Here is an 18,177-nt window from a genome sequence, read left to right on the forward strand (position 1 = left end):
ATAAAAATAAAAGACCCGACGCACTGTTCAGTACGCCGGGTTTCGGTCAATCAGATGGGTGTCAGGTAACCTTCCTGCAAATGCAGGACGCGATCCATCTGGCGGGCCAGGTTCATATCGTGAGTCACCACCAGGAACGCCGTGCGCATCGAGGTGCTGAGCTCCAGCATCAAATCCTGAATGCCCTGGGCGGTGTGGGAATCGAGGTTGCCGGTCGGCTCGTCGAGCATCACCAGGCCTGGCTTGTTCACCAGAGCGCGGGCGATGGCCACACGCTGACGTTCACCACCGGACAATTCGGCCGGTTTGTGTTCCAGACGATGGCCCAGCCCTACCCGCTCCAGCAATGCCGTCGCACGCTGACGCGCTTCCGGGATAGCCGTCTTGCCGATCAGCAGCGGCATGCAGACGTTTTCCAGCGCGGTGAACTCAGGCAGCAAGTGGTGGAACTGGTAAACGAAACCCAGCGACCGATTGCGCAGCAGGCCACGGGCCTTTTCGTTCAATGCCGAGAGCTCTTCACCGGCCAGCCAGACGCTGCCCTTGGTTGGTGTATCGAGGCCGCCCAGCAGGTTGAGCAAGGTACTTTTGCCCGAGCCCGACGTACCGACAATCGCCACGCGCTCACCCGGATGCAGCTCCAACTGCAGACCGGCCAGAACCTCTACCGATTCCGGGCCTTCCTCGTAGGATTTGCCCAGGTCGCGGCAGCTCAAGATTGCTTTATCACTCATGCCCAACTCACTCATAACGTAGCGCCTCCGCAGGCTGGGTGCGCGCGGCACGCCAGGCTGGATACAGGGTGGCGAGGAAACTCAGGACCAACGCGGCGGCGCAGACCATCAACACATCCTGGCTCTGCACTTGCGACGGCAGGTAATCGATGAAGTACACGTCGGCGTTCAGGAATTTGTGCCCTATCAGCCCTTCGAGGGCCGAGATCGCAGCGCTGACGTTCAGCGCGGCGAAGATCCCGACCACGGCGCCGATCAGCGTCCCTACCACACCAATGACGGTGCCCTGCACCATGAAGATCGCCATGATCGAACCCGGCGTGGCGCCAAGGGTGCGCAGAATCGCGATGTCGCCCTTCTTGTCGTTCACCACCATCACCAGCGTGGAAATAATGTTGAACGCAGCAACGGCGACGATCAGCAGCAACAGCAGACCGATCATGGCTTTTTCCATGCGGATCGCCTGATACAGATTGCCGTGGGTGCGCGTCCAGTCGCGGGCATAGAAATGGTCTTCGCCGAGCTGCTGGGCGATGCTCCACGCGACGCGTGGCGCCTGGAACAGGTCGTCGAACTTCAGGCGGATGCCCTGGACCTGATCCGGTTTCCAGCGATGCAATTTGGCCAGGTCTTGCAGATTGGTGATGCCCAGGTAGCCGTCCAGCTCACCGGCGCCGACATGGAAGATGCCGACCACGGTAAAGCGTTTCATGCGCGGGAACATCCCGGCCGGGGTCACGGTGACTTCCGGCGCCACAAACGTCAGTTTGTCGCCGATCGCCGCACCCAACTTGGCCGCGGCCTTGTCACCGATGACGATGCCGAAACTGCCCGGTGCCAGGTCGTCGAGTTTGCCCTGCTGCATGAAGTTATCAATGATCGAGACCTGCCGTTCCAGCACAGGGTCGATGGCATTGAGCAAGACTTTGGAGACCTTGCCGTTGTTGGTCAGCAAACCCTGCATCTGGGTAAACGGCGCCACGGCCGTCACCTGCGGGTTCTGCTTGACCTTGGCGGCCAGGCTTTGCCAGTCGCTGATCGGTTCACCGGACTCGATGGTCGCGTGGGGCACCATGCCCAGCACGCGGGTGCGCATCTCATGGTCGAAGCCGTTCATGACCGACAGCACCACGATCATCACGACCACGCCGAGGGCGAGTCCGATCATTGAAGTCAGGGAAATGAACGACACAAAATGATTGCGACGCTTTGCACGGGTATAACGCGTGCCAATAAATACGAAGAGAGGTCTGAACATGTCGGGGCTTGTTCGGAGGGAAAAGGAACGTCCTTGTGGCGGGGGTCGATAACCAGCTTTACACTCAGACCACCGCCGCTACCATGGGTTCGCCATGTCGACATTAGATGAAGAAGATCGCCGCGAATACTACCGTATCGAGGACACGATCGCACTGGAAATTCGGCCCCTGTCCGCTCCCGAAGCCGCAGGCCAGGAAGTGTTGCAGGATGCTTCTCCACTGTTCAACTTGCTCAGCGAGCTGCACCTGAGCGAATTCGAGTCACAGCACCTGTTGCGCCAGATCAGTGAGCGCGATCGGAATCTCGCGGCGTTCCTGAAATCCCAGAATAAACGCATCGACTTACTGAGCCAGGTGATCGCAATCACCGTGCTCGGGCAGATCGGCGAGCCGCAGCCGGTGATCATTTCCGAAGGCGGGATCGAATTTCAGCATCCGACGCCCATTGCCGAGGACACGCACCTGTCGGTCAAACTGGTGCTGATGCCGCAAGCCCTCGGCCTGTTGCTGCGAGCCCGGGTCACCCATTGCGATCGCAAAGGCGACGGCTATGACGTCGGTACCGAGTTCGAGTACCCGACCGATGCCCAGCGCCAATTGCTGGCCCGCTACATTTTGCAGAAGCAGGCCCAGGAACGACGTCTGGCCCGCGAACAAAACGAATCAGGCATTTAATTTAAGGAAGAACCGTGACTCTCATCTACGGCCATCGCGGCGCCAAGGGCGAAGCACCGGAAAACACGCTGACCAGTTTTCAGCAATGCCTCAAGCACGGCGTGCACCGCTGCGAACTGGACCTGCACCTGTCCATGGACGGCGAGTTGATGGTCATCCACGACCCGACACTCAAGCGCACCACCGACCGTCGCGGCAAAGTCGTCGAGCACACGGCGGCCGAGCTGGTGACCTACGACGCGCGCACTGGCGGACCAGGCTGGATCAAACCGTGCCCGATTCCAAAACTGGAAGAACTGTTCGAGAAATGCGATTTCGAGCACTGGCAACTGGAAGTCAAAAGCGCTTCGCGCACCCGCGCCGCGACTACCGTACTGGCGATTCGCGAAATGGCTCAGCGTTTCGGCCTGCTCGACAAGGTCACGATCACCTCGAGTTCGCGGGAAGTATTGAAAGCTGCCCTGGACTTCGTGCCGGATGTTTCTCGCGGATTGGTGGCCGAGTACGCCTGGCTCGATCCGTTGAAGGTCGCGCAAAGCTATGGCTGTGAGATTCTGGCGCTGAACTGGACCCTGTGTACGCCGGAACGCCTGCAGAAGGCGCAGCGTCAGGGACTGCATGTGTCGGTATGGACAGTCAACGAGCCTGCGCTAATGCGCAGACTCGCCGACTTCGGCGTTGACAGCCTGATTACAGACTTTCCCGGTTTGGCCAGCGCCACGCTCGAGAATTGCTGAAATCGGTCTCCCCGGCCGGCTCAGGCCACCGGCCGGAGCCACTCAAAAAAGCCGGTTGAGACCATCGTACGCCGCTACCCGATAGGCTTCGGCCATGGTCGGGTAGTTGAACGTCGTGTTGACGAAGTACTTCAGCGTGTTCATTTCGCCCGGCTGATTCATGATCGCCTGACCGATGTGAACGATCTCCGACGCCTGATAACCGAAGCAGTGAACGCCCAGCACTTCCAGGGTCTCGCGGTGGAACAGAATCTTCAGCATGCCCTGAGGCTCGCCGGCGATCTGTGCACGCGCCATGCCCTTGAAGAACGCCTTGCCCACTTCGTACGGCACCTTGGCCTGAGTCAGTTCCTGCTCGTTCTTGCCGATCGAGCTGATCTCCGGAATGGTGTAGATGCCAGTCGGCACGTCGTTGACGAAACGCCAGCTATGGTTGTCAACGATGCTGCCAGCGGCCGAACGACCCTGGTCGTGAGCAGCACTGGCCAGGCTCGGCCAACCAATCACGTCACCGGCGCCGTAGATGTTCGGCTTGCAGGTACGGTAGGCCTCGTCCACTTCGATCTGGCCACGGCTGTTGACCTTCACGCCGATGTTTTCCAGACCCAACTGATCGGTGTTGCCGGTACGACCGTTGCACCAGAGCAAGGCGTCGGCCTTGATCTTCTTGCCGGACTTGAGGTGCAGGATCACGCCGTTGTCCACGCCTTCGACGCGGTCGTAGTCTTCGTTGTGGCGAACCGTGATGTTGTTGTTGCTGAAGTGATAGCTCAGGGCCTGGGAAATTTCCGAGTCGAGGAAGCTCAGTAATTGACCGCGGTTATCCACCAATTCAACCAATACACCCAGACCGCTGAAGATCGAGGCGTATTCGCAACCGATCACGCCGGCGCCGTAAACGATGAGTTTGCGTGGGGTGTGGCCGAGGCTGAGGATGGTGTCGCTATCGTAGATGCGCGGGTGGTGGAAATCGATGTCCGCCGGACGATAAGGACGCGAACCGGTGGCGATGATGATGTGCTTGGCAACAAGCTTCTCCACAACACCGTTGGCGCAGACCACTTCAATGGTTTGCTCATCAGCGAAGCTGCCGGTGCCGAAGAACACGTCGACGCGGTTACGGGCGTAGTAGCCGGTGCGCGATGCGACTTGTTTGGAGATGACTTTTTCGGCGCTTTTCAAAACGTCCGGAAACGAGAACCAGCGTGGCTCACCAATGGCCCGGAACATCGGGTTGGTGTTGAACTGCATGATCTGCCGGACCGAGTGACGCAGTGCCTTGGACGGGATGGTGCCCAGGTGGGTGCAGTTGCCGCCGACCTGGCGACGGCTATCGACCATCGCCACCTTGCGCCCTGCTTTGGCGGCGTTCATTGCCGCGCCTTCTCCCGCCGGGCCGGAACCCAGCACCACCACGTCGTAGTTGTAGACAGCCATGCATACTCCTCAGAACAGGCCGCGGCGCCCTCGGCACCTGCGGCTAAATCACGCCGATCTGCGGCGTGAAGGAACAATTTGGGGCCAGTGCAGAACCCGGACACAGTCTATATAAGCGTCAACGCCGCGCACATTAACCCTTGGTCGCGTCGTAGGCTAGTTTTGCCTGCACTACAACACCAGTCTTTGCTGCTTGAATCGCCGTGATCACTCGGTTTTTCCGCCACTCAGGCGTTCAAAAGCCTGCGTGGTTCGTGTGACGAATCCTGTATCGGCACGAATCACAAAGAATGCACCGATGTCATGCGTTTGGGCATAGTCCCAACCCCTTTCGGGACCCAGAATCAGCAACAGCGTCGATAAGCCATCGGCCATCAACGCTGAAGGATGAATCACCGTGACTGACGCCAGGGTGTGTAGGACCGGCGCCCCGGTGCGGGCATCGAAGGTGTGGGAATAACGCCGACCGTCCTGCTCGAAATAGTTGCGGTAGTCGCCGGAAGTGGAAACGCCGTAACCGTCAACGGCGATGATGCGCTCGGCCACTTGCTGGTCGTCGCGAGGTTCTTCCAGGGCGACGCGCCATGGTGATCCGTCGAGTTTTTTGCCGGCAGCCTTGAGTTCGCCGGTGGCTTCGGCGAGGTAGTTGTGGATGCCCATTGCTTCGAGTTTTGCGGCAATCGTGTCGACTGCATAACCGGCGGCGATGCTATTGAAGTCGACCTCGACCGCGGCGTCCTTGCACAGCTGATCGCCATCGATACGCAGGTGACTGTGACCGACGCGCTGCCGCACCTCGGCCAGCGCTTCGGCGCTCGGAACCTTTTCCTCACGCGCCTGCGGGCCGAATCCCCAGAGGTTGAGCAGCGGCTCCACCGTCAGGTCGTAGGAGCCTTCGCTTTGTTCCGACAGACGTTCACCGACGCGCACCAGCTTGAGGATCGGCTCGGGCATTTTCTGACAATGATTGGCGGGCAGATCGTTGAAGCGCTCGATGTCCGAGTCGCTGCGGTAGGTCGACATTTGCTGATCGACTTCGACGAGGATCTTTTCTACTTCGGCCTGCACCGCTTTCGGCCCGGGCGTGGGGGAATGTCTTACGTATTGAATGGAATAACGGCTGCCCATGGTCGGGCCGTCGAAGCGTTCCAGGCTGTCGCCGTTGCCACAACCGGACAAAACGCCGGCCAGCATCACAACCCCACTCCACCGTCCAGTTAACAAATCTTCATCTCCCCTCAAAACCGCGCCCGCCATTATGGGCTTCAGAGCGCACGGGAGCGAGGCCTGCCTCTGCTGCCTGTCAGACGCAAACCTGTGAAGCCCCCCTCGCCACACAGGCCCGCACAGGTGCAGCGCTTCCAAACAAGATTTACCAGAGTGAGTATCTACAAATGGCTTCCAATACGAGCAAAGGCAAAGCGATTTTTCGCGTTGTCAGCGGTAACTTTCTCGAAATGTTCGACTTCATGGTCTACGGCTTTTACGCCACGGCCATCGCCAAAACCTTTTTCCCTGCCGATAGCGCTTTCGCTTCCCTGATGTTGTCGCTGGCCACCTTTGGTGCCGGCTTCCTGATGCGCCCACTGGGTGCGATTTTCCTCGGGGCCTACATCGACCGTCACGGCCGGCGCAAAGGCCTGATCATCACACTGGCAATGATGGCCGCCGGCACGGTGCTGATTGCCTGCGTGCCGGGTTACGCCACGCTGGGCGTTGCGGCGCCGCTGATTGTATTGTTCGGTCGTCTGCTGCAAGGTTTCTCGGCGGGCGTGGAGCTGGGCGGTGTGTCGGTGTACCTCGCTGAAATTTCTACGCCAGGTCGCAAAGGTTTCTTCGTCAGTTGGCAGTCCGCCAGTCAGCAAGCCGCGGTGGTATTCGCCGGCCTGCTGGGCGTTGGTTTGAACCACTGGCTCAGCCCGGAACAAATGGGCGACTGGGGCTGGCGTGTGCCGTTCCTGATCGGGTGCATGATCGTGCCGGTGATTTTCGTGATTCGACGCTCGCTGGAAGAAACACCGGAATTCCAGGCGCGTAAACACCGCCCGACCCTGCGGGACGTCGTCCGCTCGATCAGTCAGAACTTTGGCATCGTCATCGCCGGCATGGCGTTGGTGGTGATGACCACGGTGTCGTTTTACCTGATCACCGCCTACACCCCGACCTTCGGTAAAGCCGAGCTGCACTTGTCGGATCTGGATGCTTTGCTGGTGACGGTGTGCATTGGCCTGTCGAACTTTTTCTGGCTGCCGGTAATGGGCGCCGTGTCTGACAGGATCGGGCGCAAACCCTTACTGCTGGCGGCGACCATACTGGCGATCCTCACCGCGTACCCTACCCTGTCATGGCTGGTGGCGAACCCGAGCTTCAGCCATTTGCTGATTGTCGAGTTGTGGCTGTCGTTCCTGTATGGCTCGTATAACGGCGCCATGGTCGTGGCACTGACCGAGATCATGCCGGTGGAAGTTCGTACGACCGGTTTCTCTTTGGCCTACAGCCTGGCGACAGCAACCTTCGGCGGGTTTACACCGGCGACCTGTACGTACCTGATTCATGTGCTGGATAACAAGGCTGCACCAGGGATCTGGCTTAGTGGTGCGGCGGTATTGGGATTGATTGCGACGCTGGTGTTATTCCGTGGCAACTGGCATGAACTGCGGACGGCGCAAGCAGCTGTGGTCGGCGGCGCCTGATAAATCGCCATCGCGGGCAAGCCCGCTCCCACAGGGTTCTGCGGCGCTCCCACCATTGCGAAACCACCACCAAAACATGTGGGAGCGGGCTTGCCCGCGATGAGGCCCGCATAAACAACACACCTACAACTGACAAACCGCACAAACAAAAACGCCCCGACCAAAGTCGGGGCGTTCTCATGTGCAGCTAATGCTTAGCGCGGGAATGCAGGCGGGTTTACACCGGCCATGTCTTCCATCACGCGAACCACCTGGCAGCTGTAACCGAATTCGTTGTCGTACCAAACGTACAGAACAACGCGGTTGTCTTGGCTGATGGTTGCTTCAGCGTCCACCACGCCTGCGTGGCGCGAGCCAACGAAGTCGGTGGAAACCACTTCCTGCGAATTGACGTAGTCGATTTGCTTATGCAGATCGGAGTGCAGCGCCATGTAGCGCAGGTACTCGTTCATCTCTTCACGGGTGGCGGCTTTCTCAAGGTTCAGATTGAGAATGGCCATCGACACGTTAGGCGTCGGAACGCGGATCGCGTTACCGGTCAGCTTGCCGGCCAGCTCAGGCAGCGCCTTGGCAGCAGCGGTGGCAGCACCGGTCTCGGTGATTACCATGTTCAACGCGGCGCTACGGCCACGGCGATCGCCTTTGTGGAAGTTGTCGATCAGGTTCTGGTCGTTGGTGTACGAGTGAACCGTTTCAACGTGACCGTTGATGATGCCGAACTTGTCGTTGACGGCTTTGAGCACCGGCACGATGGCGTTGGTGGTGCAGGAAGCCGCGGAAACGATCTTGTCATCAGCGGTGATTTCACCGTGGTTGATGCCGTGAACGATGTTCTTCAGCTTGCCTTTGCCAGGCGCGGTCAGAACAACGCGATCGATACCAGGGCAAGCCAAGTGCTGGCCCAGACCGTCGGCGTCACGCCATACACCGGTGTTGTCCACCAGCAGCGCGTCTTTGATGCCGTACTGGGTGTAGTCCACTTCAGTCGGGTTTTTCGCGTAGATAACCTGGATCAGGTTGCCGTTGGCGGTGATGGTGTTGTTGGCTTCATCAATGGTGATGGTGCCATTGAACGAACCGTGCACCGAGTCGCGACGCAGCAGGCTGGCACGCTTGACCAGATCGTTCTCGGCGCCCTTGCGGACAACGATGGCGCGCAGACGCAGGCCGTCGCCACCACCGGTTTTCTCGATCAGGATGCGCGCCAGCAGACGGCCGATACGACCGAAGCCGTACAGGACAACGTCGGTGCCTTTGCGGGCGGAAACATTTTGCTGACCAACGACGTCAGCCAGTTCTTCACGGACGAACTGCTCGGCAGTACGGCCATTGCCTTCAGCCTTGAACTTGATTGCAAGCTTGCCCAGATCTACCGAAGCAGCGCCGAGCTTGAGCTCGCTCATTGCCTTGAGCAGCGGGAATGTTTCGTGGACGGACAATTCGCTGTCATCGGACTGGCGATGGCGAGCAAAGCGGTGAGCTTTGAGAATCGCGATGACAGACTGGTTGATCAGACTGCGGCCATAGATCGAACTCACCACGTTGTTATTGCGGTAGAGCTGACCGATAAGCGGAATCATCGCTTCTGCGAGTGCTTCACGGTCGATCCATTCACCAAGACACTGGTCGGGCTTCTGAGTCACGGGAACCTTCCACATGTAGGGGCAGAAAAAAGGGGCTACATTATGCCGCCGAGTGCCTCCCGTAGCAATGCGCGCCTGTCGCGCGGTCAGTAACAAATTCCTCTTCAAAAAAATGACGTACGGCTCAAGCCCAATAAAACCGCGGCCTGCAGCGCAGTCATTTTTTGGGAGACAACGCTGTCTTGTCTGTAACCCTCCGTAACACTCGGTCGTTTTGCCACTACATATTCAGCTATTTTTACTAAAAAACGGGATGATTTTGTCTTTACCACTACATTTCGCCCAACCTGCGTAATAGACACAGTCTGCAACTGACAGGCGGCACCCGAGGCCGCTACAATTACCGACTTTGTCGCAACGCTTGGAGCTCAACCTTCCGTGCCCGTTCTGCGTCTACCGCTACTCCCTGCCGCGGCAGGTAAACAGCACTGGGGCAACCTGCCCGGTGCCGCCCTGAGCCTGGCCATTGCCGAGGCCGCCAGCGCTGCCAAGCGCTTCACCCTGCTGCTGACTGCCGACAGCCAAAGTGCCGAACGGCTGGAACAGGAGCTGAGTTTCTTCGCCCCGGATTTGCCGGTGCTGCATTTCCCGGACTGGGAAACCCTGCCCTACGATCTGTTTTCGCCGCACCAGGACATTATTTCCCAGCGAATCTCCGCGTTGTATCGATTGCCGGAGCTGAGTCATGGCGTTTTGGTCGTGCCTATCACGACGGCCCTGCATCGCCTGGCGCCGACCAAATTCCTGCTCGGCAGCAGCCTGGTGCTGGACATCGGCCAGAAGCTCGATGTCGAGCAAATGCGCACCCGGCTCGAGGCCAGCGGCTATCGCTACGTCGACACCGTCTACGAGCACGGCGAATTTACCGTCCGAGGCTCGCTGATCGATCTGTTCCCGATGGGCAGCAAACTGCCTTTCCGCATCGACCTGTTCGACGACGAAATCGAGACCCTTCGTACCTTCGATCCGGAAAACCAGCGCTCCATCGACAAGGTTGAAACGGTTCGCCTCCTGCCAGCGAGAGAGTTTCCGCTGCAAAAGGATGCGGTCACCCGCTTCAAGGCACGCTTCCGTGAGCGTTTCGATGTCGACTTCCGTCGCTGCCCGATCTTCCAGGACTTGAGCAGCGGGATTACACCAGCCGGCATCGAGTACTACCTGCCGCTGTTCTTCGACGAAACTTCCACGCTGTTCGATTACCTGCCGCAGGACACGCAAGTGTTTTCCCTGCCCGGCATCGAGCAGGCGGCGGAAAACTTCTGGAACGACGTACGCAATCGCTATGAAGAGCGTCGCGTCGATCCGGCCCGTCCTTTATTGCCGCCAGCCGAGTTGTTCCTGCCGGTGGAGGATTGCTTCGCTCGATTGAAGAACTGGCCGCGCGTGGTCGCCAGTCAACAGGACGTGGAAACCGGCGTTGGCCGCGAGCGCTTCCCCGCTCGGGAGCTGCCGAACCTGGCCATTGAAGCCAAAGCCACCCAGCCATTGGCAGCGCTGGCCGGTTTCCTCGACGAGTTTCCCGGTCGCGTGCTGTTTACCGCCGAGTCCGCGGGCCGTCGTGAAGTGTTGCTGGAATTGCTTGAACGCCTGAAGCTGCGACCGAAAACCGTCGACAGTTGGCCGGACTTTGTCGCGAGCAAGGAGCGTCTGGCGATCACTATCGCGCCGCTCGACGAAGGATTGGTACTCGACGATCCGGCCCTGGCCCTGGTCGCTGAAAGCCCGTTGTTCGGTCAGCGCGTGATGCAGCGCCGTCGCCGCGAGAAACGCGCCGACGCCAACAACGATGCCGTGATCAAAAACCTCACCGAGTTGCGCGAAGGCGCACCGGTGGTGCACATCGATCACGGTGTCGGTCGCTATCTCGGGCTGACGATTCTGGAAATCGATAGTCAGGCCGCCGAATTCCTGACCCTCGAATACGCCGAAAACGCCAAGCTTTATGTGCCGGTGGCCAACCTGCACCTGATCGCCCGATACACCGGTAGCGACGATGCCCTGGCCCCGCTGCACCGTCTCGGCTCCGAGACCTGGCAGAAAGCCAAACGCAAAGCTGCCGAACAAGTACGCGATGTGGCCGCCGAGTTGCTCGACATCTATGCCCGTCGCGCCGCTCGCGAAGGTTATGCGTTCGCCGACCCGAAAGCCGATTACGCGACCTTCAGCGCCGGCTTCCCGTTCGAAGAAACCCCGGACCAACAAACCACCATCGAAGCGGTGCGCGCCGATATGCTCGCGCCGAAACCGATGGACCGTCTGGTTTGCGGCGACGTCGGTTTCGGCAAGACCGAAGTGGCGATGCGCGCAGCGTTCATCGCGGTGCATGGCGGTCGTCAAGTGGCGATTCTGGTACCGACCACCCTGCTCGCCCAGCAGCATTACAACAGCTTCCGCGACCGCTTCGCCGACTGGCCGGTGAGCGTGGAAGTGATGAGCCGCTTCAAGTCGACCAAGGAAGTCAACGCCGCGGTCGCGGATCTGGCCGAAGGCAAGATCGACATCGTCATCGGCACGCACAAGCTGCTGCAGGACGACGTAAAAATCAAAAACCTGGGGCTGGTGATCATCGACGAAGAGCACCGTTTCGGTGTCCGTCAGAAGGAACAGCTCAAGGCCCTGCGCAGTGAAGTCGACATCCTCACCCTGACCGCCACGCCGATTCCGCGCACGCTGAACATGGCGGTGTCGGGCATGCGCGACCTGTCGATCATCGCCACGCCACCGGCGCGTCGCCTGTCGGTACGGACGTTCGTCATGGAGCAGAACAAGAGCACAGTCAAAGAGGCCTTGCTTCGTGAGCTGTTGCGTGGCGGTCAGGTCTACTACCTGCACAACGACGTGAAGACCATTGAGAAATGCGCCGCCGACCTCGCCGAACTGGTGCCGGAAGCACGGATAGGCATCGGCCACGGGCAGATGCGCGAACGCGATCTCGAACAAGTGATGAGCGACTTCTATCACAAGCGCTTCAACGTGCTGATCGCCTCGACCATCATCGAGACCGGCATTGACGTGCCGAGCGCCAACACCATCATTATCGAGCGTGCCGACAAGTTCGGCCTGGCGCAGCTGCACCAGTTGCGCGGCCGGGTCGGTCGCAGTCACCACCAGGCTTACGCTTATTTGCTGACGCCGCCGCGCCAGCAAATCACGCCTGACGCCGAAAAACGTCTGGAAGCGATTGCCAATACCCAGGACCTCGGTGCGGGCTTCGTGCTCGCCACCAACGACCTGGAAATCCGTGGCGCCGGCGAATTGCTCGGCGATGGGCAGAGCGGGCAGATCCAGGCCGTCGGTTTCACCCTGTACATGGAAATGCTCGAGCGCGCGGTGAAGTCGATCCGCAAGGGCGAACAACCGAACCTCGATCAACCGCTCGGCGGTGGTCCGGAAGTCAATCTGCGGGTACCGGCGTTGATTCCCGAGGACTATCTGCCGGACGTGCATGCCCGACTGATTCTCTACAAACGCATCGCCTCGGCCACCGACGAGGAAGGCCTCAAGGACTTGCAGGTGGAGATGATCGATCGTTTCGGTCTGCTGCCGGAACCGACCAAGAACCTGATGCGCATTACCGCGCTGAAATTGCAGGCCGAGCTACTGGGCATCAAGAAAGTCGACGGCGGCCCGCAAGGTGGCCGAATCGAGTTCGCGACGCAAACCCCGGTCGACCCGCTGACGCTGATCAAACTGATCCAGAGCCAGCCCAAACGCTACAAATTCGAAGGCGCCACGATGTTTAAATTCCAGGTGCCGATGGAGCGCCCGGAAGAGCGCTTTAATACTGTAGAGGCGCTGTTTGAGCACCTCATTCCGAAAACTGCTTGAAGGACGCCGCATGCGCCTGTTTCGCTTACTGACCTCGTTGACAATGTTAATAACAGCGCTGGTCACCCCTACGGCATTTGCCGATGACTTGTATCAGATTGAAATGATTCTGGTCCGCCAAAACGCCGTGCCCGCCATCGTCAGCCGAGCCGCACCGGAAGACTGGGCTGCAGGAGCTCAGCCCATCAGCCCCGACAGCCTGCGCACACCGAGCCTCAATGCTGAAGTGGAAAAACTCACCGCCAGCAATGAATACACGGTGTTGCTGCACAAGGCCTGGCAGCAGAACCTTGACGAAGAAGCCAGCAAAGTCGCGATCAGCGAGGGCAAAGAACAGTTCGGCCAGTTCCCGATCGAGGGCACGCTGAGCATGAAACTGGGACGATTCACCGATGTGGATGCAGACTTCTGGGTCAACCAGATCGACGCCAACGGCATGGTTACCGCCAGCGAACGCATGAAACAGGAAAGCCACACCAAGAACGGCCAACTGAACTTCCTCGACAACGGCCATCTCGGCCTGCTGATCAAGATCACCTCGCTGACTACCCCTGCGCCTCGGCCAGTCCCCGATGAAATTCCGGACTGATTGAGTCCTTATGTCAGCGACCCTGAGCAAACCCCTGGCACCTTCCTGGGTCAGCCGATTCAAGGAACAGAGCCTGGAGCGTGGCCGTCGCTACGCTTTGGAGAACCGCGTCAGGATCGTCGAGGCCGGCGACGCCACGATCATTGCCGCCTGCGAGGGCTCTGGCGGTAACGTTTACCGTCAGACCATTCGCCTGCGCGAGTCAGCCAAAGCCACGTTACTGATGATTGACGCCACCTGCACCTGCCCGGTCCACAGCAACTGCAAGCATTGCGCGGCGGTGCTGCTGAAAGTGCAGGAAACCCTGGCCTACCCCGCTGCGGCGCAAGACGCCGAGCTACTCGAGAAACTGCAAGCCGTACTGGAAAACCGTAGCCCTAAGGCGCCACCTCAAGTGCTGGTGGATAACGTGCAACCGGTGCCGCGCCTATGGCTGGCGAGCATCGAGTTCAGCGCCTTCGAACCGCGCAATGGCAAGATGCAGCGTTATATTCAGCATCGCGCGGCGTTGTCTTTCAGCTATCTGGATGAATATGTTTCCGGGCAGAAGAACGCCGACATTCTGATTCGTCAGGAGACACAAACGTTACGGATAAAACGCCACCCGGAAGTCGAACAGACCTACAGGGAGCAGCTGCGAATCCTCGGCTTCAAAATTGCCACTCGGCAAAGCAAGGCCTTGCCGGAAAGTGCCGGCGAACTTTTCGAGATGGTCAACGACAGCGCCTGGCTGACCTTCACCCTCAATGAACTGCCGAAGCTGCGTACCCAGGGTTGGGAGTTGCAGATCGACGAAGACTTCGGTTTCGACCTGACGGCCGTGGACGATTGGTACGCCACTGTCGAACAGGCACCGGAACGCGACTGGTTCGATCTGGAACTGGGGATCATCGTCAACGGTGAGCGGCTAAGCCTGTTGCCGATCCTGTTGAACCTGATGCGCTCCCACACCGAGATCCTCAACCCGGAGCGACTGGCCCGACGTCGCGACGACGAGTTGATCCTGGTGAACATTCCTAATCGCCCGAACTCCGAGTACGGCCCGTTGCAAGTCGCCCTGCCCTTCGGCCGATTGAAACCGGTACTGGCGACCCTCGGCGAGTTCTACCTGCAAGGGCCCGGCGAAACGACGCTGCGCCTGAGCAAAGCCGATGCCACGCGACTGAATCCGCTGGAAGACCTGCCGTTACTCTGGGAGGGTGGCGAGCAAATTCGCACCTTTGCCCAGCGGCTGCGGGACATCAAGGACTTCACCGCGACCGCACCGGAAGGTCTGAACGCGACCTTGCGCCCCTATCAGCTGGAAGGCTTGAGCTGGATGCAGTCGTTGCGGCAACTGGAAGTCGGAGGGATTCTCGCGGACGACATGGGTCTGGGTAAAACCCTACAAACCCTGGCGCACATTCTCAGTGAGAAGAACGCCGGACGCCTCGATCGGCCGTGCATGGTGGTGATGCCCACCAGCCTGATTCCCAACTGGCTGGATGAAGCAGCGCACTTCACACCGCAACTCAAAGTGCTGGCGCTGTACGGTGCCAGTCGCAAAAAGCATTTCGACACGCTGGCCGATTACGACCTGATCCTGACCACCTATGCGCTGCTGCCCAAGGACGTCGAACGTCTCGCCGCGCAGCCTTTGCACGTGTTGGTTCTGGACGAGGCGCAGTACATCAAGAACCCCAACAGCAAGGCCGCCCACGCCGCCCGCGAATTGAATGCCCGTCAGCGTCTGTGCCTGAGCGGTACCCCGCTGGAAAACCACCTGGGTGAACTGTGGTCGCTGTTTCACTTCCTCTTGCCTGGCTGGCTCGGTGACGTGAAAAGCTTCAACCGCGATTACCGCGTGCCGATCGAAAAGCGCGCCAGCGAAGTACGACTTCAACACCTCAATGGCCGGATAAAACCGTTCCTGCTGCGTCGAACCAAGGAACAAGTGGCGACCGAGTTGCCGCCGAAAACCGAAATAATCCATTGGGTCGAGCTCAACGAAGCCCAGCGCGACGTGTACGAAACCATGCGCCTGGCGATGGACAAGAAAGTCCGCGACGAGATCACTCGTAAGGGCGTGGCGCGCAGCCAGATCATCATTCTTGAGGCGCTGCTGAAGCTGCGTCAGGTCTGCTGCGATTTGCGCCTGGTCAACGATGCCACCCTGCCCACTCGCGGCAGCACGTCGGGCAAGCTCGACAGCCTGATGGAAATGCTTGAGGAATTGTTCGATGAAGGTCGGCGGATCCTGCTGTTCTCGCAGTTCACTTCAATGCTGTCGTTAATTGAAGATGAGCTGAAAAAACGCGGAGTCGATTATGCGCTGCTGACCGGGCAGACCCGCGACCGGCGCGCCCCGGTAAAAGACTTCCAGAGCGGCAAGCGTCAGATCTTTCTGATCAGCCTGAAGGCGGGTGGCGTCGGCCTGAACCTGACCGAAGCCGACACGGTGATTCACTACGATCCGTGGTGGAACCCGGCGACGGAAAATCAGGCGACTGACCGGGCGTATCGCATTGGTCAGGAGAAACCGGTGTTCGTCTACAAGATGATTGCCAGGGGCACGGTGGAAGAGAAGATTCAGCATCTGCAGAAGGAAAAATCCGACTTGGCGGCTGGCGTGCTGGATGGGCGCAAGACCGGGGACTGGAAGTTGCAGAGTGATGATATTGAAGCGTTGTTTGCGCCGTTGCCGGACAAACTCGAAAAATAGCGGCGATTACTGAATCATCATCGTCGGAACGCTGCCCGGAGCAAGCTCGCTCCCACAGGGTTATCGCTGTACCTGTGGGAGCGAGTTTGCTCGCCTCGGTGTGACGACTGCTCAGCCTTTAAGCACCCGAGCCAACGTCGATTTCACCTTGCCCATCCCGTCATGCAGCACTTGCTCGATCTCGGCCATGGTGATCACCGAAGTGGACTTGCCCGCTGCCGGGTTCACCACCAACGCCAGACAGGCGTAATCCAGTTCCAGCTCGCGAGCCAATGCCGCTTCAGGCATCCCGGTCATGCCGACGATGTCGCATCCGTCGCGCTCCAGTCTCGCGATTTCAGCGACGGTTTCCAGCCGTGGCCCCTGGGTGCAGGCGTACACGCCTTGACTGGCAAAACCAACGCCTTCAGCCGCCAATGCCACGATTAGCTGCTGACGCAGGGCTTCGCTGTAGGGATAGCTGAAATCGATGTGGGTAACCTGTTCGAGATTATCGGCGAAATAGGTGTGTTCGCGACCGCTGGTGTAGTCGATCAGCTGATGCGGCACGCAGAAATGTCCGGTACCCATCGCAGAATGAATCCCACCCACGGCGTTGACTGCCAGAATCGCTTCGGCGCCAGCCTGTTTCAGTGCCCACAGGTTGGCGCGGTAGTTCACCTGATGCGGCGGAAAACGGTGAGGATGACCGTGGCGCGCGAGGAACAGCACTTCCTTGCCGGCGTACTCGCCAATCTGCACTTCAGCCGAAGGCGCACCGTACGGCGTGTCCACTGCCAATGATTGACGAATACTCAGGCCTTCGAGTTGAGTCAGGCCGGTTCCACCGATAATTGCGTAAACCGTCATAACGAAAAGCCCTCAATCAATCAGTTGAGCTTCTTTGAGCGCGCCCACGGCTGTCAGCCAGCGCGGGTCTTGACGATATTCGGTATTTGCGTACGACTGGCCGCGCATCCGCGCAATGCGTTCGGATGGCTTGACCTTCAGACGCTGGGCAGCGCTCAGGGCCAATTCAGCGGCCGCGCGATCGTTGCACACCAGGCCCATGTCGCAACCGGCAGTCAGCGCCGCTTCGATACGGCTGGCAGCATCGCCGACCACGTGGGCGCCGGCCATGGACAGGTCATCGCTGAAGATCACGCCGTCAAATTGCAGCTCGCCGCGCAGAATGTCCTGCAACCAGCGGCGGGAGAAGCCGGCGGGTTGGGAATCGACTTGTGGATAGATCACGTGGGCCGGCATGACCGCAGCCAATTGCTTGCTCAGCCGGGTGAACGGCACCAGGTCGTTGGCGCGGATTTCGTCGAGACTGCGCTCATCAACAGGGATCGCAACGTGGGAATCGGCCTCGGCCCAGCCGTGACCGGGAAAGTGCTTGCCGGTGGCGGCCATGCCGGCGCTGTTCATGCCGCGAATGAAGGCTCCCGCCAGCAACGCTGCACGCTCGGGATCACCTTCAAATGAACGGGTGCCGACGACGGCGCTGCGCTGGAAGTCGAGGTCCAGCACCGGAGCGAAACTCAGATCGAGGCCGACAGCCAGCACTTCAGTCGCCATGATCCAGCCGCACTGCTCGGCGAGGTACTCGGCATTCGGGTTGTCAGCGATGGCGCGCATGGCCGGCAGTCGTACGAAGCCCTGACGCAAACGCTGAACCCGGCCGCCCTCCTGGTCGACTGCCAGCAACAGATCGGGGCGAATGGCGCGGATTGAGGCGCTCAATTCGCGCACCTGACGCGGGTGTTCGATATTGCGGGCGAAAATGATCAGGCCGCCCACTTCGGGTTGGCGCAACAGTTGGCGATCTTCAGCCGTCAGCCAGGTACCGGCGACGTCCACCATCAACGAGCCTTGCAGGCCAGCAGTCATAGAGATTCC

Annotated in this window: 13 protein-coding genes; 6 read left to right on the forward strand and 7 right to left on the reverse strand. The window is 59.5% G+C overall.

Annotated features, from left to right (window positions below; all coding sequences use genetic code 11):
- Positions 1–50: 50 nt before the first annotated feature.
- Together lolD and ACMXYI_RS27950 are read right to left on the reverse strand one after the other, a co-directional pair.
- Entirely contained in the window at positions 51–734 is a 684-nt protein-coding gene (gene lolD, locus ACMXYI_RS27945) for a lipoprotein-releasing ABC transporter ATP-binding protein LolD (RefSeq protein ID WP_176471549.1), read from the reverse strand.
- Between the two features lie 7 nt (positions 735–741).
- Entirely contained in the window at positions 742–1,992 is a 1,251-nt protein-coding gene (locus ACMXYI_RS27950) for a lipoprotein-releasing ABC transporter permease subunit (RefSeq protein ID WP_415770211.1), read from the reverse strand.
- Positions 1,993–2,086: 94 nt separating this feature from the next.
- On the opposite strand from ACMXYI_RS27950, the gene ACMXYI_RS27955 reads away from it, so the two are divergent.
- Complete coding sequence (locus tag ACMXYI_RS27955; protein ID WP_415770213.1) at positions 2,087–2,668, forward strand: PilZ domain-containing protein; 582 nt, start codon at positions 2,087–2,089, stop codon at positions 2,666–2,668.
- Between the two features lie 14 nt (positions 2,669–2,682).
- Complete coding sequence (locus ACMXYI_RS27960; protein ID WP_415770215.1) at positions 2,683–3,405, forward strand: glycerophosphodiester phosphodiesterase; 723 nt, start codon at positions 2,683–2,685, stop codon at positions 3,403–3,405.
- 42 nt (positions 3,406–3,447) lie between these two features.
- On the opposite strand, the gene sthA is transcribed toward ACMXYI_RS27960, so the two are convergent.
- Positions 3,448–4,842, reverse strand: coding sequence for a Si-specific NAD(P)(+) transhydrogenase (sthA, locus tag ACMXYI_RS27965; protein WP_415759904.1), 1,395 nt, complete (start codon positions 4,840–4,842; stop codon positions 3,448–3,450).
- Positions 4,843–5,049: 207 nt separating this feature from the next.
- On the reverse strand, positions 5,050–6,036 hold the full coding sequence (locus ACMXYI_RS27970; protein ID WP_415770216.1) for an FAD:protein FMN transferase: 987 nt from the start codon (positions 6,034–6,036) through the stop codon (positions 5,050–5,052).
- A gap of 200 nt (positions 6,037–6,236) precedes the next feature.
- Here ACMXYI_RS27970 and ACMXYI_RS27975 point away from each other — a divergent pair, with 200 nt between their 5' ends.
- Positions 6,237–7,535, forward strand: coding sequence for an MFS transporter (locus ACMXYI_RS27975; protein WP_415770218.1), 1,299 nt, complete (start codon positions 6,237–6,239; stop codon positions 7,533–7,535).
- A 194-nt stretch (positions 7,536–7,729) separates the two neighbouring features.
- On the opposite strand, the gene ACMXYI_RS27980 is transcribed toward ACMXYI_RS27975, so the two are convergent.
- Entirely contained in the window at positions 7,730–9,193 is a 1,464-nt protein-coding gene (locus tag ACMXYI_RS27980) for a glyceraldehyde-3-phosphate dehydrogenase (RefSeq protein ID WP_150655323.1), read from the reverse strand.
- A 363-nt stretch (positions 9,194–9,556) separates the two neighbouring features.
- Here ACMXYI_RS27980 and mfd point away from each other — a divergent pair, with 363 nt between their 5' ends.
- The 3 genes from mfd to ACMXYI_RS27995 are packed head-to-tail and all read left to right on the forward strand — an operon-like array spanning position 9,557 to position 16,296.
- On the forward strand, positions 9,557–13,006 hold the full coding sequence (gene mfd, locus ACMXYI_RS27985; protein WP_415770220.1) for a transcription-repair coupling factor: 3,450 nt from the start codon (positions 9,557–9,559) through the stop codon (positions 13,004–13,006).
- 10 nt (positions 13,007–13,016) lie between these two features.
- Positions 13,017–13,595 carry a CsiV family protein gene (locus ACMXYI_RS27990; RefSeq protein WP_415770222.1) on the forward strand — a complete coding sequence of 193 codons (579 nt, stop codon included), beginning with the start codon at positions 13,017–13,019 and terminating at the stop codon, positions 13,593–13,595.
- Positions 13,596–13,605: 10 nt separating this feature from the next.
- The gene (locus tag ACMXYI_RS27995) at positions 13,606–16,296 is read left to right on the forward strand and encodes a DEAD/DEAH box helicase (RefSeq protein ID WP_415770223.1); all 2,691 of its coding nucleotides are present in this window, start codon (positions 13,606–13,608) and stop codon (positions 16,294–16,296) included.
- Between the two features lie 111 nt (positions 16,297–16,407).
- Here ACMXYI_RS27995 and ACMXYI_RS28000 read toward each other — a convergent pair whose 3' ends face one another.
- Entirely contained in the window at positions 16,408–17,145 is a 738-nt protein-coding gene (locus ACMXYI_RS28000) for an S-methyl-5'-thioinosine phosphorylase (protein WP_415770224.1), read from the reverse strand.
- A gap of 12 nt (positions 17,146–17,157) precedes the next feature.
- Positions 17,158–18,156, reverse strand: a complete 999-nt coding sequence (nagZ, locus tag ACMXYI_RS28005) for a beta-N-acetylhexosaminidase (protein WP_415773991.1) — start codon at positions 18,154–18,156, stop codon at positions 17,158–17,160.
- Positions 18,157–18,177 lie beyond the last annotated feature (21 nt).

The sequence above is a fragment of the Pseudomonas lyxosi genome, from assembly GCF_047758685.1.
Classification (GTDB): domain Bacteria; phylum Pseudomonadota; class Gammaproteobacteria; order Pseudomonadales; family Pseudomonadaceae; genus Aquipseudomonas; species Aquipseudomonas lyxosi.

Coding starts and splice junctions, on each gene's coding strand:
- ACMXYI_RS27990 (WP_415770222.1), top strand. CDS start 13,017: ATGCGCCTGTTTCGCTTACTGACCTCGTTGACAATGTTAATAACAGCG.
- lolD (WP_176471549.1), bottom strand. CDS start 734: ATGAGTGATAAAGCAATCTTGAGCTGCCGCGACCTGGGCAAATCCTAC.
- ACMXYI_RS27950 (WP_415770211.1), bottom strand. CDS start 1,992: ATGTTCAGACCTCTCTTCGTATTTATTGGCACGCGTTATACCCGTGCA.
- ACMXYI_RS27995 (WP_415770223.1), top strand. CDS start 13,606: ATGTCAGCGACCCTGAGCAAACCCCTGGCACCTTCCTGGGTCAGCCGA.
- ACMXYI_RS27955 (WP_415770213.1), top strand. CDS start 2,087: ATGTCGACATTAGATGAAGAAGATCGCCGCGAATACTACCGTATCGAG.
- ACMXYI_RS27980 (WP_150655323.1), bottom strand. CDS start 9,193: ATGTGGAAGGTTCCCGTGACTCAGAAGCCCGACCAGTGTCTTGGTGAA.
- ACMXYI_RS27975 (WP_415770218.1), top strand. CDS start 6,237: ATGGCTTCCAATACGAGCAAAGGCAAAGCGATTTTTCGCGTTGTCAGC.
- ACMXYI_RS27970 (WP_415770216.1), bottom strand. CDS start 6,036: ATGCTGGCCGGCGTTTTGTCCGGTTGTGGCAACGGCGACAGCCTGGAA.
- ACMXYI_RS28000 (WP_415770224.1), bottom strand. CDS start 17,145: ATGACGGTTTACGCAATTATCGGTGGAACCGGCCTGACTCAACTCGAA.
- sthA (WP_415759904.1), bottom strand. CDS start 4,842: ATGGCTGTCTACAACTACGACGTGGTGGTGCTGGGTTCCGGCCCGGCG.